The 21,691-nt window shown below is 76.1% G+C and carries 18 protein-coding genes; 4 read left to right on the forward strand and 14 right to left on the reverse strand.

The genetic code is table 11. The features are described 5' to 3' along the window. Positions 1-98 precede the first annotated feature (98 nt). Both DMP17_RS16445 and DMP17_RS16450 read right to left on the reverse strand, forming a co-directional pair. Positions 99-302 carry a hypothetical protein gene (locus DMP17_RS16445; RefSeq protein WP_062401978.1) on the reverse strand — a complete coding sequence of 68 codons (204 nt, stop codon included), beginning with the start codon at positions 300-302 and terminating at the stop codon, positions 99-101. 128 nt (positions 303-430) lie between these two features. Further along, positions 431-1,864, reverse strand: coding sequence for an amidase (locus DMP17_RS16450; RefSeq protein WP_337829982.1), 1,434 nt, complete (start codon positions 1,862-1,864; stop codon positions 431-433). 98 nt (positions 1,865-1,962) lie between these two features. Between DMP17_RS16450 and DMP17_RS16455 the strand changes: the two genes are divergently transcribed. Then, on the forward strand, positions 1,963-2,910 hold the full coding sequence (locus tag DMP17_RS16455) for a helix-turn-helix transcriptional regulator (protein WP_337829983.1): 948 nt from the start codon (positions 1,963-1,965) through the stop codon (positions 2,908-2,910). A 31-nt stretch (positions 2,911-2,941) separates the two neighbouring features. Here the strand turns inward: DMP17_RS16455 and DMP17_RS16460 are convergent, their stop codons facing one another. From DMP17_RS16460 to DMP17_RS16475, 4 genes are all read right to left on the reverse strand, one after another. Further along, positions 2,942-4,597 carry a DUF6924 domain-containing protein gene (locus DMP17_RS16460; RefSeq protein WP_337829984.1) on the reverse strand — a complete coding sequence of 552 codons (1,656 nt, stop codon included), beginning with the start codon at positions 4,595-4,597 and terminating at the stop codon, positions 2,942-2,944. A gap of 38 nt (positions 4,598-4,635) precedes the next feature. Continuing rightward, entirely contained in the window at positions 4,636-5,667 is a 1,032-nt protein-coding gene (locus tag DMP17_RS16465; protein ID WP_337829985.1) for a phenylacetaldoxime dehydratase family protein, read from the reverse strand. A 1-nt stretch (position 5,668) separates the two neighbouring features. Next, positions 5,669-6,676: a carbon-nitrogen hydrolase family protein gene (locus tag DMP17_RS16470; RefSeq protein WP_264198742.1), complete on the reverse strand. Its 1,008-nt coding sequence runs from the start codon at positions 6,674-6,676 to the stop codon at positions 5,669-5,671. 122 nt (positions 6,677-6,798) lie between these two features. Next, positions 6,799-7,740, reverse strand: coding sequence for a helix-turn-helix domain-containing protein (locus tag DMP17_RS16475; RefSeq protein WP_337829986.1), 942 nt, complete (start codon positions 7,738-7,740; stop codon positions 6,799-6,801). Positions 7,741-7,865: 125 nt separating this feature from the next. Between DMP17_RS16475 and DMP17_RS16480 the strand changes: the two genes are divergently transcribed. Further along, the gene (locus tag DMP17_RS16480) at positions 7,866-12,887 is read left to right on the forward strand and encodes a SpoIIE family protein phosphatase (protein WP_337829987.1); all 5,022 of its coding nucleotides are present in this window, start codon (positions 7,866-7,868) and stop codon (positions 12,885-12,887) included. On the opposite strand, the gene DMP17_RS16485 is transcribed toward DMP17_RS16480, so the two are convergent. The 7 genes from DMP17_RS16485 to DMP17_RS16515 all read right to left on the reverse strand — a co-directional run bounded on the left by DMP17_RS16485 (position 12,871) and on the right by DMP17_RS16515 (position 19,085). Continuing rightward, on the reverse strand, positions 12,871-13,527 hold the full coding sequence (locus DMP17_RS16485; RefSeq protein WP_337829988.1) for a (2Fe-2S) ferredoxin domain-containing protein: 657 nt from the start codon (positions 13,525-13,527) through the stop codon (positions 12,871-12,873). The genes DMP17_RS16480 and DMP17_RS16485 overlap by 17 nt on opposite strands. Continuing rightward, positions 13,524-15,035 (reverse strand): ABC transporter ATP-binding protein, encoded by a 1,512-nt coding sequence (locus tag DMP17_RS16490; protein WP_337829989.1) that lies wholly within the window; start codon positions 15,033-15,035, stop codon positions 13,524-13,526. The genes DMP17_RS16485 and DMP17_RS16490 overlap by 4 nt, the downstream gene beginning before the upstream one ends. Next, complete coding sequence (locus DMP17_RS16495) at positions 15,032-15,175, reverse strand: hypothetical protein (protein ID WP_337829990.1); 144 nt, start codon at positions 15,173-15,175, stop codon at positions 15,032-15,034. The genes DMP17_RS16490 and DMP17_RS16495 overlap by 4 nt, the downstream gene beginning before the upstream one ends. Beyond that, positions 15,127-15,912, reverse strand: a complete 786-nt coding sequence (locus tag DMP17_RS16500) for an ABC transporter permease (RefSeq protein ID WP_337829991.1) — start codon at positions 15,910-15,912, stop codon at positions 15,127-15,129. Before DMP17_RS16500 ends, DMP17_RS16495 begins: the two co-directional genes overlap by 49 nt. Beyond that, entirely contained in the window at positions 15,909-16,841 is a 933-nt protein-coding gene (locus DMP17_RS16505) for an ABC transporter permease (RefSeq protein ID WP_226356151.1), read from the reverse strand. Before DMP17_RS16505 ends, DMP17_RS16500 begins: the two co-directional genes overlap by 4 nt. 4 nt (positions 16,842-16,845) lie before the next feature. Then, positions 16,846-18,396, reverse strand: a complete 1,551-nt coding sequence (locus tag DMP17_RS16510; protein WP_337829992.1) for an ABC transporter substrate-binding protein — start codon at positions 18,394-18,396, stop codon at positions 16,846-16,848. Between the two features lie 146 nt (positions 18,397-18,542). After that, complete coding sequence (locus DMP17_RS16515; protein WP_337829993.1) at positions 18,543-19,085, reverse strand: histidine phosphatase family protein; 543 nt, start codon at positions 19,083-19,085, stop codon at positions 18,543-18,545. Positions 19,086-19,193: 108 nt separating this feature from the next. On the opposite strand from DMP17_RS16515, the gene DMP17_RS16520 reads away from it, so the two are divergent. Both DMP17_RS16520 and DMP17_RS16525 read left to right on the forward strand, forming a co-directional pair. Then, positions 19,194-19,409: a CbtB domain-containing protein gene (locus DMP17_RS16520; RefSeq protein WP_337829994.1), complete on the forward strand. Its 216-nt coding sequence runs from the start codon at positions 19,194-19,196 to the stop codon at positions 19,407-19,409. A 13-nt stretch (positions 19,410-19,422) separates the two neighbouring features. Continuing rightward, on the forward strand, positions 19,423-20,163 hold the full coding sequence (locus DMP17_RS16525; protein ID WP_337829995.1) for a CbtA family protein: 741 nt from the start codon (positions 19,423-19,425) through the stop codon (positions 20,161-20,163). Between the two features lie 15 nt (positions 20,164-20,178). Here the strand turns inward: DMP17_RS16525 and DMP17_RS16530 are convergent, their stop codons facing one another. Then, positions 20,179-21,669 (reverse strand): alpha/beta hydrolase, encoded by a 1,491-nt coding sequence (locus DMP17_RS16530; protein ID WP_226365710.1) that lies wholly within the window; start codon positions 21,667-21,669, stop codon positions 20,179-20,181. Positions 21,670-21,691: the final 22 nt, after the last annotated feature.

Raw genomic sequence — 21,691 nt, forward strand, 5'->3', positions numbered from 1 at the left:
CGTCGCGCCACCTCACGGCGGCGTGTGGAATGCATTCCACTATGGGATCGATTCCATGTCGCGTCAAGAGGACGTACCGACCCGCGACGGCGGAGCGGTCAGATCGCGCCGGTCAGCTCCCCGGTGACCACGCGGCGCTCGTTCTCCGCCCGCCAGGCGCGGTAGTCCGCGTCGTCGGCGGCGGTACCGATCCGGGCGATGCAGTCGGCGCAGAGGTCCGCGACCTGCAGCAGGCAGTCCTGGCCGCAGTCCCGGCACGCGATGAGCTCGGCGATGGGGTCGTTCACGGTCGCTCCGGACATGACCGCGAGCCTACCGACGCGCCGGGCCGCCCGCCGGGACCGGTCCGACACGCGGGACCGGCCCCGGCGACGGCCCACGAGCCGGTCCGGCAGCGGCCCGGCGAGCGCCGGAGCCGCACCCGCCCCGGTCAGCCGACGACGGTCCCGGGGCGGCGGTCCGCCCAGGGCAGCGCCCGCTCCAGGTCGGCGGCCAGCGCGAGCAGCGTCGCCTCGCCCGTGTAGGGCGCGACGAGCTGGACGCCGACCGGCCAGCCCTCCGCCGAGGTCCCCAGCGGCAGCGAGATCGCCGGGTTCCCCGTCATGTTCGACAGGGCGGTGAACCCGGCGGTGCTGAAGATCCGGTCGTACCAGCCGCGGGCACCGAGGGACGCGTCGTCGGCGTCGAGGTACCCGGCCGCGGTGTTGGGGACGTTCATGGTCGGCGTCAGGATCAGGTCGTAGGTGCGGTGGAACTCGGCGACGGTCCGGCGGGTGGCGTTGAAGACCCGGTCGGCGGCGAAGAGGTCCGCGGCGCGCAGCGTGCGGCCGTGCTCGACGCAGGCGAGCGTCGTGGCCTCCAGGTGCTCCGGGCCGGGCGTGAGGCCGAGCGCCTCGGCGAGACCGTCGACGCCGTCGGCGAGGAACGCGGTCCAGGCGATGAAGTTGGCGTCGTCGAACACCGCACCGTCGAGCTGCGGCGCCGCCCGTTCGACGTGGTGGCCCAGCTCCTCCAGCACCCGGCCGGCGGCCTCGGTCGCCTCGACGCAGCTCGCGTCCACCGGCCCGTCGCCGGAGAAGGGCGCGGTGTGCAGTGCGATCCGCAGCGGGCGGCTGCCGGCGCGGACCTCGTCGGCGTAGGGGCGGACGGGGTCGGGCAACGCGTAACGGTCGCCCGGCTCGTGGCCGTGGACGGCGTCGAGCACGGCGGCGCAGTCGCGCACGGTCCGGGTCAGGACGAACTCGACCCCCATTCCGAGGAGCGGGTCGGCGTAGTCCGGGCCGGGTGACGTGCGGCCCTGGCTGGGCTTGAGCCCGACCAGTCCGCACGCGGCGGCGGGGATCCGGATCGAGCCACCACCGTCGTTGGCGTGCGCGACCGGCAGGGCGCGGGCGGCGACGAGTGCCGCCGAACCGCCGCTCGACCCGCCGGGACTGCGGGACAGGTCCCACGGGTTGCGGACCGAGCCGGTGGCGACGGCCTCGGTGTTGGCGTTGAAGCCGAGCTCCGGGGTCGCGGTGAGCCCGAGCGTGGCGAACCCGGCGCGGCGGAAGCGCGCCATGAGGTGGGTGTCGGTCGGCATCGGGACGCCGTCGCCGAGCAACCGGGTGCCGGACCGGGTCGGGACGCCGGCCGCGTGCGCGATCAGGTCCTTCAGGCCGAAGGGGACGCCGGCAAACGGCCCGTCCGCGGCGTGGTCGAGCGGGCTGTCGAACGGCCCCTCGACGAGCCCGTTCACCGCAGGCTGGACCGCGGCGAGTGCCTCGGTCGCGGTCCGTGCGACCTCCTCGGCGGTCACCTCGCCGTCGCGGATCAGCGCTGCGAGGGCGGTGACGTCGAGGTCGGCGTACTCGCGGGGTTCCATGGTTCCTCCTGCCGTGGGGTGGGCGAACCGTAGGCGGGCGACCGGCTGCGGGAATCGGTCGATTGACGGATCCCGCGTGCCCGTTAGCGTGCTGGGGCATGACCGCGCTGGCCACGGCACGCGAGCTGGGCGCCTTCCTCCGCCGCAACGGTGGCCGGACCCCGGGCTCGGCCGCGTTCGTGCTCGAGGGGCTGGCGACGGTGGTGTCGTCGGACTGCGCCGCGCTGTCGGTGTGGGACCCGGTGCTGGGACGCCACCGTGCCCTGGCCTCGACCTACCCGTCCGCTCTGACCGGCTTTCTCGACCACGCCATGCACACCGACCCGCTGTTCGTGACGGTCCGTCGCGACCGGGTCCCGGTCCGGGTCCGCGACCTGCCCGTGGCCCGACGGCGTGGACGGATCTTCGACACGGTCATCAGCCCGAGCGGGTTCCGCGACGGCATCACGCAGTGCCTGTTCGCCGCGGACGGCCGCTACGTGGGAATGGTGAACGCCAGCACGCTCGGCACCCGCCACCTCGACGACGACGCCGTCGCCCTGCTCACGCTGCTCGGCTCCGACCTCGCCGCCTCCCTGGACCCAGTGCCGCGGCTGCTGCCCTCCACCGCGGGTCTCGGCGACGACGACCGGGAGGGCCTGCTGCTCCGACCCGACGGTCGCGTCGTCGCGCTGACCTCGCGGGCCCGGGTGGGTCTCCTGGAGCCGCCGGCACCGCTGCACGGGGCCGCCCGGAACCTGCACGGCGGACCGGCCCACCACCTGGTGGTGCACGGCGGCACCGTGCACGACGTCGGTCTCCACCGCGCCGAGACCGGTGTGGTGGTCGTCCACCGCGAGGTCGCGGCGCCCGCCGGGCTGACGGTGCGGGAGCTGGAGGTGCTCGCCCGGGTGGCCGAGGGACTGAGCAACGGCGAGATCGGGACGGTGCTGGGCATCGGGCCGCGGACCGTCGCGACGCACGTCGAGCACGTGCTCGCGAAGACCGGATGCCGCAACCGGGCCGCCGCGGCGGCGACGGCGGCGGGGTGGGGGCTGCTCGTCTGAGGGCGGGACCGTCCACTCCTCCCGACGCTCCTCAGAACCCCCGGAACACCCCGTCCTCGGCCGCACCGGCGAACTCGTGGAAGTCCATGTTCGCCAGCGACAGGTTGTTCTCGACGCTCCACAGCTCCTCGGCCACGACCCGGAAGGTGCGACCGCGGTCCTCCCCCGACAGCCCCACGACCAGCACCGGAAGCTCCTCCGAGGCCGACGTCGTGGCGTCGACGACGAACAGGCACTGCCGGTGCCGCGACCACGCCGGCGTCGCGAGGACGAGCAGGTCCTCCACCGTTGCGGAGTCGTGGGCGGTGTCCTCGACGACACCGAGCGCCGCGGCGAACCCCGAGCTGTTGGGCGTCGTCATGCGCAGCAGCGCCGCGGCCCAGGCCGCGTCGTCGCGGAAGTCGGTACGGATCAACGGGGTCCCGGACACCGCGGGCAGCGACCGTGACACCGGGTCGTCGCGCAGGACGACGTCGGGCGCGGGCGGCGCCTCCCAGAGTCGTACGACGTACTGCTCCTCCCCTCCGCTGCCGCGGCCGGAGGCGTGCACCCGGGCGCGGACCGACGTCGTCCAGGGGAAGGCGAGGTCGTGCTGGTCCGGCCAGACCGTGTGGGGCCGGCCGATGATCCGGCACAGGCCGGTGTTGTCGTAGCCGACCTCGACGATCTGCTCCCAGTGGTCGCCGTGGATCGACGGCTCGGTGTCGAGCTCGGGCCCGTGGGCGGTGGACTCCACGATCACCTGCACCGGGCCCGCACCGGCGCCGACATGCACCACGATGCCCCCGGGCACCGGCGACACCAGCCCGTTCGCGGGGACCTCCACCACGGGCCACGCGGTCTCCTCGGCCGGGAGCAGGGCGAACCGGCCGTCCTGCGGGTACACGGTGGCCGAGGACGCCCGTGGCAGCAGGAACTGCGCGCGCTGTTCCGCGGCCAGCGCGGCGGGCCACGCCGTCGGCATCGGTACCTCGGGCAGGAGCTCGGCGACCGCGTCGAGCGCCCAGCCGACGACCAGGGCCGAGTCGTCGGCGGAGGGCCAGGCCCGGGTGGATCGCGTGGCCCGGGCGACGACGGCCGCGGTGACCACCCCGAGGGCGAACCATCGGCGGCCGTGCTCGGCCGCGACCGCCGAGGCGGGCTCCGTCGCGGCGACGACGAGCGAGCCCGCGACCGGCGCCCGCCCGGACAGCTCACGCAGCAGGTCCGTGGTCAGCGGCCGTGCGTTCGGCGACAGCATGCGGGCCGTCGGGAGCGGCCGCGCGAACGCGTCGTGGCCGTCCAGGAACCCGACGGTCGCGACGACACCGCCCGGCGCCCCGTCGGCGGTGGCGAGCCGCAACAGCTCGCCGGCCACCGGGTCGGCGAACGCGACGTCGGGCAGCACCGTCTCCACGGCACCGAGCAGGCGGTGTGCCAGGGTCGATGCGACGCCTCCGGGAACGGACGGGCCCGCCGCCTGCGGCGCGGGTGTTATCCGCATCGGTCCGCCGGCGGGGCCCGGGTCGGTCACCGGCGCGTCGTCGTGCTGCCGGCCACGGCGGGCACCGAGCCGGCCGAGGGGCTCCGCCGCGCCGTCGGGCACCCGGTCAGCCAGCGCCACGGCGGCCCGGGCCGCCTGCTCGGCGACGGCCGTCGCGACCTCGGCCAGCGTGTCCTCGTACCCGGGCCCGTCGTCCACCACCACGTCACGGACCCTTCCACATCGGACGGTGTGTCCACGGCCTACGCCCCCACCGCCCGCAACAACCCCGTCCGGTCGTGACACCCGACGTAGACGAACTCGGTGTCGTCCCCCTCCGCCACGGTCACCTCGTGGTGGAGCCGCAGGTTGGCGGCCGGCCCCATCGTCGACAGGTACCGCATCGCCGCCCGGAAGATCGCCAGATGGGTCGGGTGCGACTCGGCCCAGGTGTCCAGCTCGGCCATGCTGCGCCACCAGCTCAGGCCGAAGGTGCGGTCGGTCGGGGCGCCGTCGTCGTCGAGGACGGTCATGTACCGGTTGACGTGGCAGCCCACGGCGAGCCCCTCGTCGCGCAGGTACTCCATGCCCGCGCGCAGGTGCGGTTCGACGTCCTCGAGGTACATCCGCCGTTCCTCGCCCGCGGTCTCGGTCCACTCCTGCCCGGAGCGGATCAGGCAGACGTTGCGGCCCGGCCGCACCGTCCGGACCGGCCCGTCCACGGTGACCCGCACCCGTCCCTCGGGGGCGATCTCGCCGTCCTGGGCGATCGGGAGGCGGTCGCGGGCGCCGCCCCAGTAGGCGTGCTCGCGGATCTCGCCGCTGAGCCCGTCGGCGAGCCGGGCGACCCCGTCGAGCCGGTCGCTCGAGAACAGGGTCTCGAACCGGTCGACCGTCGGGACGACGACCTCGCGGAACCGACCGAGCCCCGCTCCGGCGTGCTCGGGGGCGGTCCAGTCGTCGGCGGCCCGCCAGCGCCGGTACGCGTCCGGGTCGGTCCAGTAGGCGATGACGACGCGAGTGCGGAAACCGGCCTCGTCGACGTACTCGGCGAGGTCGACGTGCCCGGCGCCGCCCGCGACGAGGGAGGCCCGCAGTGCGGCGACCGCCTCGGTGACCGCGGTCGGGACGCCGTCGCGGTCGGGCCACTGCACGCCCAGGTAGGCCATGACGACCTCCCGGGTGTGCTGCGGGAACCGGGCGCTTAACGACGGGTAGGGCGGCCGGAAGTCCGGCCCCGTGCGGGTCGGGACCGTGCGCGGGCGCCGCAGGTGGGGCGCGATCGAGGACTCCACGTCAGCCCCGGTCGGCCGCGGCGACGGGCTCGTCGGCGTCGGCGAAGGCGGGTGCCGGTACCGCACGCTCGACCGTCGCCGGGTGCGGCGACCGGTCGACCAGCAGGCGCAGGACGTCCGGGCGGGAGTAGTGCCCGACCGGGTCGGCCGCGGACTTGGCGATCGCGATGAGCGAGAAGTCGAGGTCGGCGACGACGAGCCCCTCGACGTCCTCGGGCAGGTCCTCACCGAGCGGGGACCCCTCCGGGCCGAAGATCCGGGCGAACCCGCCCCCCTGCAGCAGCAGCTGCTTCTTGACCTCGGTGTCGCAGAACAGGTCGTGCGCAGCCTGCCCGACCGTGGCGCACGGCGAGACGACGAACGTCTGCCCCTCGACGGCGTAGATCATGCTGGCGGCGACGTTCACCTCCGGGCCCAGCGCCCGCGCGCCGCCGCGGTAGACCGAGAAGCTCGGCCACGCCCCCACGTGGATCTGCTCGTCCTGGCTGTACATCGCGTACTTGGTGAGCGGCTGGATGTGCTCCCAGCAGTTGAGGGCGCCGACCCGGCCGATCGGGGTCGGGTGGACCTGCAGGTCGCTGCCGTCGCCCTCGCCGAAGACCGACCGCTCGACGTGGGTCGGCTTGAGCTTGCGCCGCACGCCGAGGATCTCGCCGGTGTCGGACAGGAACCCCTGCGCCATGTACAGCGAGCCGCGCGAGATCTCGCTGAAGCCGAACACCACGTGGATCCGGTTCCGCCCGGCGGCCGCGGCGAGCCGGTGGATGTGCTCGCCGTCGCGGGTCATGGAGTTCTCGGCGTAGCGCGGGACGAACGCCATCCCGGCCGCGGGGGCGTCGAGCCAGATCCACCACGGGTAGCCGGGCAGGAAGGTCTCCGGGAAGCCGACCAGCTGCGCCCCGCGGGCCGCCGCGTCCTCGATGATCCCGATCATCTGCTCGACGCCCGCGTCGAGGTCCAGCCAGCGGGGCTCGGCCTGGACGGCTGCCACCCGGACGGTCTGCGCCATGGTCATCTCCTGGTCGACGGCTCGACGGTCGCTCGTCGACCGCCGCTGCCCGACGAGACTGGCGTCACTCCCGGCGCCGCCCGTGACGGTCCGTGCCACGGCACATGACGGTCCGGGCCCGGTCAGACCGTCCGGCGGAACGCCCCCGGCGTCGTGTCCAGCTCCCGGCGGAACGCCCGGTGCAGCTGGGCCTCCCCCGGGAATCCGCTGCGCGCCGCGACCACCGGCAGGCACAGGTCCGGCCGGGCCCGCAGCAGCTCCGACGCCCGTCGCACCCGTTCCGCGCGGAGCAGGGCGGTGAACGTCGTGCCGTCCTCGGCGAGCGCCCGGAACAGGGTGCGCCGGGAGACGCCGCAGGCCGCGGCGACGCCGTCGGCGTCGAGCTGCGGGTCGGCCGCACCGCCCGCGACGGCGCGCCGCACCCGCTGCAGCACCGCGGCCGACCGGCCGCCGGCGGGCACCGAGTCCGCCGCGAGACCGAGCGCGAAGTCCAGCAGCCCGAGCGCGTGCGGGACCAGGGTGCGGCCCTGCTCCGCGGTCGCCGGCTCCCGCGCGAGCCCCAGGAAGAACTCCGACACCAGCCGCCCCGGCCCGTGGGCGGGCAGCGGCACCGCCGTCGCGTACCGGGCGGTCGCCCCGGCCAGCGAGGCCTTGGGCACCTGGATCACGAGCTGCCGGAACGGCCGGTCGAAGCTCAACGTGTACGGCCGGGTGCTGTCGTAGAAGGCCATCGCACCGGGGGCGAGCCGGGCCTCGCGGCCGTCCTGGCGCACCGCACCGGCACCGGTGAGCTGGATGCTCGCCAGGACGCACTCCTCCCCCGAGCGGGCGATGAGCGAGCGGGTGCGGTCGACGTCCTGCGGGCCGGCGTCGACCAGCGACATGTCCAGCCCGGTCAGCTCCCGCCTGCGGATGCTGCCGCCGAACGGCTCCGCGGACCTCGGCCGGGCCGCGAGCTGCACGAAGGTGTCGCAGATGATGTCGCGCCAGTAGTCGAACGCGTCCTCGGTCCCGACCGTCGCCGTCGACCACTCCGCGTCCGTCCCCGGAGCGAATGTCCCCATACCCGAGGAGTGAACCCCGCCACTCCGGGGCCTGTCCAGCGCCGCCCGCGGAGATGAGTGGCGCACGTCCGGACGGGGTCGGCTAGATTTTCCACGGCCGTCCGACGGGGCCGAGGAGGTGGTTCATGCGCGGCGACGACGACGCGGTCGAGAGCACGCAGTCCGACCTCGTCCACGCCGCGATGGCGGCCCACGACTGGTCTTCCCACCCGCTCGGACCGCCCGAGCGCTGGTCACCGGACCTGCGCAGCGTCGTCCGGATGCTGCTCGACTCCCGGTTCTCGATGTGGATGGCGTGGGGCCCGGACCTCACGATGTTCTACAACGACGCCTACCGGCGCGACACGCTGCGCGACAAGCACCCGTGGGCGCTGGGCCGCTCGGCGCGCGAGGTGTGGGCCGAGGTCTGGGACGACGTCAGCCCGCTGATCGGCTCGGTGCTCGCCGGCGGTGGGGCCACCTGGGACGAGGACCTGCTGCTGTTCCTCGAACGCAGCGGCTACCCCGAGGAGACCTACCACACCTTCTCCTACAGCCCGCTGCACGAGGACGGCGCCGTCGCCGGGATGCTGTGCGTGGTCACCGAGAACACCGACCGCGTGCTCAGCGAACGCCGCATGCAGACGCTGCGCGACCTCGCCGCCGACCTGGGGCCGACCCGCACCGGGGCGCAGGTGTACGCCGCCGTCGGGCGCGCGCTGGCCGGCAACCCGCAGGACGTCCCGTTCGGGCTGGTCTACGAGTTCACCGAGGACGGCGGGACCCGGCTCGCCGGCTCCGCGGGCATCGCGCCCGACGCGCCCGGTGCCGACCCGGCCGGCTGGCCGCTCGACCCGGTGCGCGAGGGCGGCACGGCGGTCGTCGACGACCTCGCCGCCCGCCTGCCGGGGCTGCCCCACAGCGCCTGGGACCGGCCGCCGTCGCACGCCGTGCTGGTCCCGCTCGCCGGGGCGCAGGGCGAGACCCGGATCCGGGGGGCGCTGGTCGTCGGGCTGAACCCGTTCCGGACCTTCGACGAGCGCTACCGGGCCTTCGTCGACCTCCTGGCGGGCCAGGTCGGGGCCGCGCTGGTCGCCGCGGGCGCCTACGAGGCCGAGCGGGAGCGGGCCGAGGCGCTCGCCGAGCTCGACCGCGCCAAGACCGACTTCTTCTCCAACGTCAGCCACGAGTTCCGCACGCCCCTGACGCTGATCATGGGACCGGTCGAGCAGCTGCGCGACGACCCGCCGGGGCCCGACCGGCTCGCCGCGGAGCTCGACGTCGTGCACCGCAACGCGCTGCGCCTCGGGCGGCTGGTCACCACGCTGCTCGACTTCTCCCGGCTGCAGGCCGGACGGCTGCGCGCGACGTTCGAGCCGACCGACCTCGCCGCCTTCACCACCGAGCTGACCAGCCTGTTCCGGTCGGCGATGGAGCGCGCCGGGCTGGACTACACGGTGGACTGCCCGCCGCTGCCCGGGCCTGTCCACGTGGATCGGGAGTCCTGGGAGAAGGTCGTCCTCAACCTGCTGTCCAACGCGCTGAAGTTCACCCTGGACGGCCGCGTCGCGGTCGCCCTGCGCGCCGACGGCGACGACGCGGTCGAGCTGACCGTCGCCGACACCGGGGCCGGGATCCCCGCCGAGGAGCTGCCCCGGCTGTTCGAGCGGTTCCATCGCATCGCCGGTGCCCGCGCCCGCTCGACCGAGGGGTCGGGCATCGGGCTCGCCATGACCCGCGAGCTGGTCACCCTGCACGGGGGGACGATCACCGCGGCGAGCACCGCGGGCGCGGGCACCACGTTCACCGTCCGGATCCCGACCGGCACCGCCCACCTCGACCCGGACCGCGTCGCCGACACGGCGTCGGGCGGCGCACCGACCGCGACCTCGGAGGCGTTCGTCGGCGAGGCGCTGCGCTGGCTGCCCGGTCCGGCACCGGCGCCCGTCGTCGGGGACGGGGCGGGGCCGGGTGCGCCGGCCTCCGCGGGCCGGATCCTCGTCGCCGACGACAACGCCGACATGCGCGAGTACCTGCAGCGGCTGCTGGCCGACCGCTACGAGGTCCAGCTCGTCGAGGACGGGAAGTCCGCGCTGACCGCGGCCCGGGAGCGCCCGCCGGACCTGGTCGTCACCGACATCATGATGCCGGTGCTCGACGGCATGGAGCTGCTCGCGGCGCTGCGCGGCGACCGTCGTACCGCCGGGGTGCCCGTCCTGCTGCTCTCCGCCCGGGCCGGTGAGGAGGCCGCGATCGAGGGCCTCGGCGCCGGCGCGGACGACTACCTGGTCAAGCCCTTCTCCGCGGCCGAGCTCGTCGCCCGGGTGAACGCCCACCTGAAGCTGGGGCGGGGCCGTCGCGACGCCGAGGCCCGGTTCACCGCCATGGCCGACCTGGCCCCGGCCCTGATCTGGGTCGCGGACCCGGACGGCGCGCGGACCTACGTCAACTCCGGCTGGCAGGAGTTCACCGGCCGGGAGGTCCCCGCGGACCTCGGCGACGGCTGGACCGACGGGCTGCACCCCCAGGACCGGCAGCGCTACCGCGACCGCGTGGCCCCGGCGCTCGCGTCCGGGACGGGCTGGCAGATCGAGTACCGGCTCCGCCGCGCCGACGGCGCCTTCCGCTGGATCCTCGAGCACGCCGTCCCGCTCCACACCGGCACCGACGGGACGGTCACCGGCTGGGTGGGCAGCGGCACCGACATCAACGTCCGCTACCGCGAGTCCGAACGCCAGACGCTGCTCGCCCGGCTCAGCCGGGAGCTGGACAGCTCCGACGGCGTCGACAACCGGCTGCGGCGGCTGACCGCGCTGCTCGTCGAGACCCGGCTGGCCGACGTGTGCACGGTCCGCCGCGTCGACGACGCCGGGCAGCTCGTCCGGGTCGCCCGGTGCGGTCCGGACGCCGTGACCGAGGAGGTGCTCGACGAGCGCCCCGCCGAGACCTCGTTCGGCCTCCAGGTCCTCGACGCCGGCGCCGCCGTCCTGTGGGACGACACCGCGCCCGGCGCGATGGTCCCCGGCTCCCCGATCCCCGCGCGCTCCGCGGTCGGGGTGCCGCTGTCCGCGCGCGGCCGGGCGCTGGCCGTCCTGGTGCTGGTCCGGGGCCCGCGGACGACGCCGTACGCCCCCGACGACATCGAGCTCGTCACCGAGCTGGCCGACCGCGCCGCGCTCGCGCTCGACAACGCGCTTCTGCTCGCCGACGAGCGGGCCAACGCCGACCGGCTGGCGCTGCTGCAGCGGGCCACCGCGCAGCTGTCCGCCGCCGCCGACCCGACCGAGGTGGCCCGGACCGTCGTCACCCACCTGAGGGCGCTGCTCGGCACCTGCCGGATCGCGGTCTACGAGCTCGACCCGGCCGGGCAGCAGCTGCGGGCGCTGGCCCTGCACGACGTCGCCGACCCGCAGGCGTGGCGCGAGGTGCCGCTGAGCTCGCCGGCCCCGGCGGCGGTGACCGCCCGCCAGGCCCGCGCGCTGTGGCTGGAACCGGGCACCGACTGGCGTGAGCGCCACCCGGAGCTGGCCACCCTGCTCGACGGCCTCGGCCACGCGACCGTCTTCACCCTCCCGCTGGTCACCGCCGCGCGCACCGTCGGCGTCATCGCGGTCGCGTTCGGGACGCCGCGCCCGCTCACCCCGAGCGAGCGCGCCACCCTGCTCGCCCTGACCGACCCGGCCGCGCAGGCGCTCGAACGCGCCCGGCTCTACCGCGCCGAGCGGGAGGTCGCCCACACCCTGCAGCGCACGCTGCTGCCCACCCGCCTGCCCGACCTCGACACCGTGGAGATCGCGGTGCGCTACCAGGCCGGCGCCGCGGGCACCGAGGCCGGCGGCGACTGGTACGACGTCGTCGACCTCGGCGGCGGGCGGGTCGGGCTGTCGGTGGGCGACGTCGTCGGGCAGGGCGTCGCGGCGGCCGCGGTGATGGCCCAGCTGCGCACTGTGCTCTCCGGGGCCGTCCGGCAGGGCCGCGACCCCGCGTCCGCGCTGGAGCTGCTCGACGAGTTCGCGACCTGGATCCCCGGCGCCCGCTACTCGACGGCGGCCTGCGTGGTCGTCGACCCCGGCCGCGGGGAGCTGCGCTGGGCGCGGGCCGGGCACCTGCCCGTGCTGGTCGTCGACGAGAACGGCAGCCGCTACCTCGCGGGCGGCCACAACCCCGTCCTGGGGATCCGCGGCCGGCCGCCCTTCGGCGAGGGCGTCGCCCCGATCGCGGCCGGGCAGACGCTGGTGCTCTACACCGACGGGCTCGTCGAGCGCCGGGGCGAGGTCGTCGACGAGGGGCTGGACCGGCTGGCCCGGATCGCCGCCGAGGTGGCGGGGCTGCCGCCCGAGCAGTTCGCCGACCAGATCGTCGACCGGGCCCTGGCCGGGGCCGCCCACACCGACGACGCCGCGCTGGTCTGCGTCCGCGTCCTCCCGCCCGACATCGACCTCACCGTCCCCGGGTCCGCCCGGGAGCTGCCGGGGATGCGCCGCCGGGTCCGGCGCTGGGCCGGCCACGTGGGTCTGGGCGAGGACCTCGGCGACGACCTGGTCCGCGCGATCGACGAGGCCGCCGCCAACAGCGTCGAGCACGGCTACGCCGAGTTCGACCCGCCCGGTGAGGTGCGCCTGCGTCTCGGGTACACCCCGCACGACGGCGTCCGGGCCCAGGTCGCCGACACCGGCCGCTGGCGGCCGCCGCCGCCCGACCCCGGCTACCGCGGGCGCGGCCTGCAGATGATCCGCGCCATCGCCACCACCGCCGAGATCGACACGGCGGGCCGGGGTACCGTGGTGCGCATGCGGATCACCCCGGACCCGCACACGCCCGCCGTGGCGCAGCAGCCCGCGCCGCCCGTACGGCCCTCCCCCGGGCGCCGGCGCACCGAGCTGCACGACGACGGCCGCAGCGGCGACGCCCGCCGCCTCACCCTGGCCGGCGACCTCGACCTCGCCGGGGCCGCCGAGATCCGCGACCGGCTCCTGGAGCTGGTCGCCGCCGGGCCGGTGCTCCTCGTCCTCGACGGGCCGACCTACGTCGCGAGCAACGGCTCCGCCCTGCTCGCCGAGGCTGCCGACCGGGCGGGCGCCCGCGGGCAGCGGCTGCGGGTCGAGGTGCCGCCGGGCCCGGCGCGGCACGCGCTGGAGCTCTCCGGGCTGCTCACGCTCCTGGGGTGAGGGCCACCAGGGCGGCCGCGTCGTCCGCGGTGACGGCCCGGTGCCAGGTGGGACCGTCGACGACGAGCGGCCCGAGGTTGCACGGCCCCAGGCAGCCGCACGGGGTCACCTGGGTCGTGGTGCCCCGCGCGGCCGCGGCGAGGGCACGGTGGGTCTCCCCCGCCCCGTACACCAGGCACCGCGGGCCGCGGCAGACGAACAGGTGCCGGTCCGGGACCTCCAGCTCGGAGAACGCCGGGCTCGCGAACCCGCCCGGAGACGCGGTGACCGGCTCGCCCTCGGACGCGGCCAGCGCGACGACGGCGTCCGCGACGACCTCGGTCAGCCCCGGCGCGATCCGCACCTGCGGCCCGTCGCCCGACGCCGCGCCGCGGTGCGCGACCGCGCGGGCGATCCAGGTCGTCAGGTAGCGGTCGGCCGGGACCGCGAGCGGCACGACGAGGACCGAGGCGACCCCGTCCGCGGCCAGCGCGTCGAGGGCGGCGGGGACCGACGGGGTCTCCTGGTCGAGGTGGGCGTGGCGGACGGGGCCGGGGACGCGTTCCGCGACCGCCCGGACCAGCCCGGCGAGCGAGCGGGCGTCCACCCCGGCCGGGGTGGGGCGCGCGACCAGCAGGAGTGCGCGGTCGGTCGTCGTCATCGGTGTGCTCCCTGCGTCCGGGGTGAGGGGTCGAGGCGACCGGACCGCATCGTCACGATGCGGTCGGCCCAGGTTGCCAGCCGGTCCCGGTCGTGGCTGACGACCAGGACCGCGGTCCCGGCCCGGGCCACCCCGGCGAGCAGCGCGGTGACCTCGGCGGCGGTCGCGACGTCGAGGCTCGCGGTCGGCTCGTCGGCGACGAGCAGCGCGGGCTCCGCGGCCAGCGCCCGCGCGATCGCCACCCGCTGGGCCTGCCCGACCGACAGCGTCGCGGGTCTGCGGTCGGGGTCGACCTCGCCCAGGCCGACCCGGTCCAGCATCGACGCCGCCCGCCGGCGCGCCGCGGCCCGGGACAGCCGGCCGTCGCGGGCCCGGACGGGTTCGACCAGGGTGCGCCACAGCGGCCAGCGCCGGTCGAGCGAGGCGACCGGGTCCTGGAACACCGGCATCACCCAGCCGGGACGGGCGGACCCGGCCCCGTGGACGACCGTGCCGGCGTCGGGCCGTTCCAGGCCCGCGACGAGGCGGGCCAGCGTGGACTTCCCCGAGCCGGACCGCCCGACCAGACCGAGCACCTCACCGGCCCGCAGCGTCAGCGAGACCTCGTCCACCGCGGTGACGGTGCCGTAGCGGCGGCGGACCCGGTCCGCGCGGACCACGACGTCGGAGCCGCCACGGCCGGATCCGACACCGCCGGATCCGCCGTCGTCGGGGCCACCGTCGTCGGGGTCGCCGGGACCCGCGGGCGGCGCGGGCCGGGTGGCGGGCACCGCGGCGGCGACCAGCGTGCGGGTCGCGGGCGCCGCGGGGGCCGCGAGCAGCCGGGCCGCCGGGCCGCGCTCGACGACCCGGCCCCCGTCGAGCACCACGACCTGCTGCGCGTGCCGGGCGACCAGCGCCAGGTCGTGGCTGACCATCAGCAGTGCGCCGCTGCGCTCCCGGACCAGCGCCAGCACCTCGTCGGCGAGCTCCGCGTCGAGCGCGCTGGTCGGTTCGTCGGCCAGGGTCAGCGGCGGCGAGTGCGCGGCGCCCGCCACGATCGTCGCCCGCTGCAGCATGCCGCCGGACCAGGTGTGCGGGTGCCGCGCGGCGCTGCCGGCCGGGTCCTCGATGCCGACCGCGGCGAGGTCGGCGTCGACCCGGCCCGCCGGCGGGGCCGCGCAGTGCGCCCGCCACGCCGAGGCGACGTGGTGCCCGACGGTGCGCAGCGGGTCGCAGGCCGCGAACGGGTCCTGCGGCACGTACCCGACCACCGGGCCGCGCAGCGCGCGCAGCGCGGCCTCGGGCAGACCGAGGACCTCGCGACCGGACACCCGGACGCTGCCGGTCACCGTCGTCCCGGCCGGGAGCAGGCCCAGCACGGTGCGGACCAGGGTGGACTTCCCGCTGCCGGAGCGGCCGACGACGGCCCAGCGCTCGCCGTCGTCGATGCGCAGGTCGACGTCGTCGAGGGCCCGGTGGCCGTCCGGGTAGGTGACGGTCAGGCCGCGGACCTCCAGCACGCTCACCGGTGCCCCCGCGGGTCGGTCACGTCGCGCAGCGCGTCGCTCACCAGGGTCGCCGCGGCGACGGCGAGGACCAGCCCGGCCCCGGGCCCGATCAGCTGCCACGGCGCGAAGTCGAAGGTCTCCCGCCCGGCCGCGAGCATGGTGCCCCACTCGGCGGTGGGCGGCTGGGCGCCCAGCCCGAGGAAGGACAGCCCGGCCAGGAGCAGCACGGCGTCGCCGAGCCCCAGGTCGCCGCCACCGACACCTGGGCGGTGACCCCGGGGACGACGTGGGTCAGGACCGCGCGCACCGGTCCGACCCCCGCCATCCGCGCCGCGACGACGTCCGGCCGGTGCCGGGCGCCCTGCGCGACGCTGCGGGCGAGCCGGGCGAGCGAGGCCCAGCTCGTCACCACCATCGCCAGCACCAGGTTGAGGTGCCCGGGTCCGAGCACACCGACCACGGCGAGGGTCAGCACGAGCGTCGGCAGCCCGAGCATGACGTCGGTGGCGCGGGTGAGCACCGTGTCGAGGGCGCCGCCCACCGCACCGGCCAGCGTCCCGACGACGATCCCCACGACCGCGGACAGGACCATCACCGCCACCGCGGCACCCAGCGAGCTGCGGGCCCCGGCGACGCTGCGGGCCAGCAGGTCCCGCCCGGCGTGGTCGGTGCCGAGCAGGTTGCCCGGCGACGGCGGCGCGAGCTGGCGGGTGTAGTCGGGCAGGTCGGGGTCCGGGAGCACCCACGGCCCGACGACCGCCGCGACCAGCAGGACCGCCGCCATGGCGAGCCCGGCGCGGGCCGCCGGGCTCGCGAGCAGGGCGCGACCGGTCCGCCCGTCGAGACCGCGCGGGACGGGCGGTGCCGCGGGGATGAGGATCCCGGCCCCGGTCACCGCGCACCGCGCAGACGGGGGTCGATCACGGCGCAGACGAGGTCGAGGACCAGGCTCGCCACCACGTAGGCGACGACGGCCAGCAGGGTGAACCCGACGATCACCGGCATGTCCCGGGCCGTGATCGCCTCGACGGTGAACCGCCCGACGCCCGGCCAGGTGAACACGCTCTCGACGATCGAGGCGCCGCCGATCAGCGCCGCCGTGCCCAGCCCGACCATGGTCAGGAACGGGGCGAGCGCGTGCGGCAGCCGGTGCACCAGCAGGACGCGCAGCGGACCGGCGCCGCGGGCCCGCGCGACCGTCACGTGCCCGGCACCGCCTGCCTCCACCAGGCTCGTGCGCAGCACCCGCGACCACACGGGCACCGACCCGGCGGCGAGGACGAGCGCGGGCAGCAGCACCGTGCCCCAGCCGCCGTCGGCGATGACCCGGCCGAGCCCGGCCCGGACCACGACCAGGTCGAGCAGCACCACCCCGAGGACGAACCCGGGGACCACCAGCAGGACGAGCGCCACGACCCGCGACACCGTGTCCGGCCAGCGCCCGGCACCCAGTGCCGCCGTCGTCCCGAGCGCCAGCGCGGCGACGACGGCGATCCCGAGCGCGGCGACGGTCAGCCGCAGCGTCGCGGGCAGCCGCTGCGCGAACTCGGCGGCCACCGGCCGTCCGGTCCGCCAGGAGACACCGAGGTCGCCGCGCACGGCGTCGCCGGCCCACCGTCCGAACCGGACCGGCAGCGGGTCGTCGAGCCGCAGCTCGGCGCGGACCGCGGCCACCGCGGCCGGGGCGGGTTCCAGGACCCCGCGCGCCTGCAGGACCCGTTGGGCCGGGTCGCCCGGGGTGACCGCGAGCATCCCGAAGACGAGCACGGCCGCACCGGCCAGGGTGAGCAGGGCCTGACCGAGCCGCCGGAGGACGGTGCGCACCTGCTCAGCCCGTCGGCGCCGTGTCGTGGGCGACCCACAGGTTGGAACCCTCGATCGCGTAGCCGCTCCACGCGGGCGAGGTGACGACGGCGGGCCTGCGCAGCCCGACGTAGGCGAGGTGCCCGCGCTCGGCGATGCGCTGCTGGACCCGGCGGAGCAGGTCGTCGCGGGCGGCCGGGTCGAGCTCGACGCCCACCCGGTCGACGAGCGCGTCCAGCTCCGGGTCGGCGATGCCGCTGAAGTTGGCCTCCCCGTCGCTGCGGACCGTGGTCTGCAGCGGCAGGACGTAGTCCCCGCCGAAGGAGATGAAGCCGCGGGAGCTGATCCCGGAGTTCCAGCCGGTGCCGGTCTTGAGGACGGAGTCGATGTCGGGCACCTGGCGGATGTCGACGCCGACGCCCAGCTCCGCGAGCTGGGCCTGCAGCGCGAGGGCGACGGCGTCGGAGTCGGGCTGCTCGGGGTAGGTCAGCATCGAGAAGCGCAGCGGGCGGCCGTCGCGGGTGCGGGGACCGTCGCCGGTCCGCACCCAGCCCGCCTCGTCGAGCAGCCGCTCCGCGGCCGCCACGTCGGTGCGCTGGGTCGTCTCCGCCCACGGCCGGCTCGGCACGTACAGGCCGGTGGCCGGCAGGAACTGGCCCTGCATGACCTCGTTCGCGATCGCGTCGTAGTCGACCGCGGCGTAGACGGCCCGGCGGACGCGGTCGTCGTCGAAGGGGGCCTCGCGCTGGTTGAGGAACAGCGGCAGCGACGGGCCGGTGGGCTCGTCGGTCACCACCGCGACGTCGTCGCGGCCCGCCAGCGTGGGCAGCGTCGCGCGCGAGGGGTAGAGCGCGATGTCGGCCTCCCCGGCCTGGACGGCCTGGATCCGTGCCGCCGCCTCGGGGACGAAGCGCACGGTCACTGCCTCCAGCGCGGGCGGACCGTCCCAGTGGTCGGCCCGCGGGGCCAGCCGGGCGGCCGAGGAGTCCAGGGACTCCACCACGTAGGGGCCGGTGTAGATGCCGGCGTCGACCAGGGCGGACGCGGGCGCGCCGGAGTCGCGGTGCGCGCGGTACGCGGCGCTGTCGTAGACGGGCAGGATCGACTCGTCGGCGAGCAGCGCGGGCACGTTCGGCGCCGGGCGCCCGGTGGTGAGCACGACCTCGTGCGGTCCGGTCGCCGCCGCCGTGGCCCCCGGGAGGGCCGCGGCGAACGAGGCGTTGTCGGCCAGCTGGAAGGTGATCAGCTCGGCGAGCGCGGCGGCGTCGAGCGGGCGGCCGTTCACGAACGAGGCGTCGGGCGGCAGGGTCATCCGCCAGGTCAGCGGGCCGGTCGAGGTCAGCTCCTCGAGCACCCACGGGGTCGGGTCGCCGGCGCGGTCCGGGCGCATGAGCAGCTCCGCGTAGCCGAACTCGACGCCCCAGATCGCGTTCTCGGCCGGGTCCAGGTCGTCGATCGCGAAGCTCGTGGCGAAGGTCAGGGTGCGGTCGTCCGCGCCTCCGCCGGCGCCGCCGGTGGTCTGCACGCACCCGGCGGTGAGCAGCAGGACGGCCGTCGCCGCCGCAATGGCACTCATGATCCGTCTCGCAGGCATGGGTGTCCCTCCCCCGACGGCGGACCCCGCGGCCACGACGCCGACACGACAATTCGGATGATCGTCACGATCGGCTTACTCATACGTGAACACCTGAACCGATGTACAGACGTAGTGACGATGGTCGCTCAGCCCCGGGTCTGCGGCGCGCCCGTGGCGCGCACCGTCCACCGGTCCGGCCCGCCGCGCAGGTCGGTGCCGGTCAGCGGGCCCGTGTCGACCCGCCAGAACGCCGTGGCGGGCGCCCCCAGGACCAGCACGACGGCGGCCCGGACCACGGCCGGCCCGCACACCGCGACCGTGTGCCCGCCCTCGACGCCGGCCAGCACGCCCCGGACCCGGTCGAGCAGGTCGTGCAGCGACTCCCCGCCGTGCGGCGCCGCCGCCGGGTCGGCGAGCCAGGCCGCCACCCCCTCCGGGTCCTCGGCGGCGACGACGTCGAGCGGGCGGCCCGCCCAGGCGCCCGCGTCCCAGGACCGCAGTGCCGGATCGGCCTCCCCCGGACCGCCCAGTGCGGCGCACGTCGCCGCCGACGCGGGGTCCGGCGCGTGCCGGAACCGGTCGGCCCGGAGCCGGGTCAGGGCGCGCAGGTGGGCCTCCGCACCCGGCGCGACGGGCTCGTCGGCCGGGAAGTGTGCGCCCCGCGTCCCGTTCGTGGCGGCATGCGTCACCAGTGTGAGCCGAGAGGTCCCCGTGGTCACTTGACGACCCCTGACGCCACGCGCACCATTTCTCCGTGCATTTGTTCAGATGTACACCCCCGGACCCCGGAGCGACCGATGACCCACGCCGTCCCCGCACCGACCACCGGAGCCGTGCCGGCTCCCATCCCGCTGCGCGAGATCGCACCGTGGGCGATCTTCGCCGGCGTCGTCATGCTCGTGCTGCTGTACCTGGTCGGCATCGACCAGGGCGTCACCTCGCTGGTGCCCGGCGCGATGATCCACGAGTTCGTCCACGACGGCCGGCACCTGCTCGGCTTCCCCTGCCACTGACGCGGAGCCGGACGTGATCGTGAGAGCTCTCCTGGTCCGCGGCATGATCGCGGGCCTGGCCGCGGGTGTCGTGGCCTACCTGTTCGCCCGGTTCTTCGGCGAGCCCCCGCTGGACGGCGGGATCGCCTTCGAGGACGCCATGGCCGCGGCCTCCGACGAGCACGCCCACGAGGAGCTGGTCAGCCGCGCCGTCCAGGCGAACGTCGGGCTCGGTGTCGCCTACGTCGTCTACGGCGTCGCGATCGGCGGCATCCTCGCCCTCGTGTTCGCCGTCGCGCGCGGACGGCTGGCGCCGCTGGGCTCGCGGTCGACCGCGGTGGTCGTCACGCTGCTCGGGTTCGTCTCGGCGGTGCTGGTGCCGCTGGTGAAGTACCCGGCGAACCCGCCCGCCTCCACCGCCGACGACACCATCGGCTCGCGCACCGGGCTGTTCCTGCTCATGGTGGTCGTCTCGATCGCGCTGATGGTCGTCGCCGTGGTCGCGTCCGAGCGGCTGACGCCGCGGCTGGGCCGGTGGAACGCCGTCGTCGCCGCCGGGGTCGGCTACCTCGTGGTGACCCTCGTCGTCGGGTCGCTGCTGCCCGCCGTCGCCGAGACGCCTGCCGACTTCCCGGCGACGGTGCTCTACGACTTCCGTGCCGCCGCACTGGGCGCGCAGGTCGTCGTCTGGGGCGTGTTCGCGCTCGTGTTCGGCGCACTCGTGCACGAGCGCAGCCCGGCCGAGGGGACGGCCCGGCGCGCCGCCGTCGGCTGAGCCGCCGCGGACGGGTCAGCGGCAGATCACGTCGTCGGGCGGGAGCGTCCCGTCCACCAGGTACGACGTCGTGACCCCCAGCGCGCACGGGGTGTCCCCGACGCCCGCGTAGACGCCGTGGCCGCTCCCGTTCTCGACGACGAGCCGGGCCCGGTCGCCGAACTTCTCCCGGAGGAGCTCACCGCCGCGCAGCGGGGTGACCGGGTCGTGGCGGTTCTGCACGATCAGCACGTTCGCCGGGCCCTCGTCGAGCACCCGGACCGGCGGCTCGGCCGGCTCGTACGGCCAGAAGGCGCAGGGCAGCACGTTCGCGCTCGCCGCGCCGTACACCGGGAAGCGCTCGCGGTCCTGCGCCACCGCCCGCTGGTAGACCGCGACGTCCCGCGGCCAGGCGACGTCGTTGCAGGTGGTGGCCAGGAACGCCGTGTACCCGTTGTCCTGCGGCGACGGGCCCGGGGGCGGCGCGGGGGCGGGCGGCGCCGGGGCGGCCGGGGCGTCGCCGGACAGCAGCGACTGCCAGGCCGCGGCGGTGCTGCCGTAGAGGGTCGGGCCGTACAGGCCGACGAAGGTGGCCGCCCGGAACACCCGCCCGTCGACCCCGCCCGACGGCCGGTCGTCGAGCCGCGCGGCGAGCCGGAGGTAGGTCTGCCGCACCTCCTCCGGTGTGGCGCCCAGCCCGTAGGTGCCGTGCCGGTCGGCGGCCCAGCGGGCGAAGTCCCCGAAGGTCTCCTCGGCGCCGAGTGCGTAGCGGCGGATGCCGTCGGGGTCGAGGTGGGTGTCACCGACGTTGCTGTCGAGCACGACGCGGTCGGAGCGGTCGGGGAACAGGGAGGCGTAGGCCGCCCCGAGCGCCGAGCCGTAGGAGAAGCCGAGGAAGCTGGCCTTCTCCTCGCCGAGCGCGGCCCGGATGCGGTCCATGTCCCGGGCGACGTTGGCGGTCGTGACGTGCCGCAGGTGCCCGTTGCGGTCGTTCGCCGCGCACCGCTGCGCCACCTCCCGCGCGACCTCGGCCGTCCGCAGGACCGCCGCGTCGTCGGCGGCGTACGGCGGGATGTTGCCGATGTAGTCCTGGTCGGTGGTGAACCCGCAGCTCACCGGGTCCGAGTGGCCGACCCCGCGGGTGTCGAACCCGATGATGTCGTAGCTCTCCTGCACGCTCGCGGGCAGACCGCGCTTCACCAGGTCGTTCGCGAACGCCAGCCCGGACCCGCCCGGACCCCCGGGGTTCAGGATCAGGATCCCGCGGCGCTTCTCCGGCTTCGTGCTCGCCAGCCGCGACACCGTGATCGTGATCTGTTCGCCGTCGGGGCTGCCGTGGTCCAGCGGCACCGGGATCTGCGTGCACTGCAGCGCCACCAGCGGCGCCACCACGTCCGCGGGGCAGGGGCCCCACTCCGGCCCTGCTGCGGGTTCCGCCGCCCCCGCGGGAGCCGCGACCGCCGCACCGGTCAGCCCGGCCAGCAGCGCCAGCACCGTCGCCCGTATCAGGTTCCGTCGTCCTCGCATCGTTCCCGTCCCCTCGTCGCGG

The organism is Pseudonocardia sp. TMWB2A, from assembly GCF_017312135.1.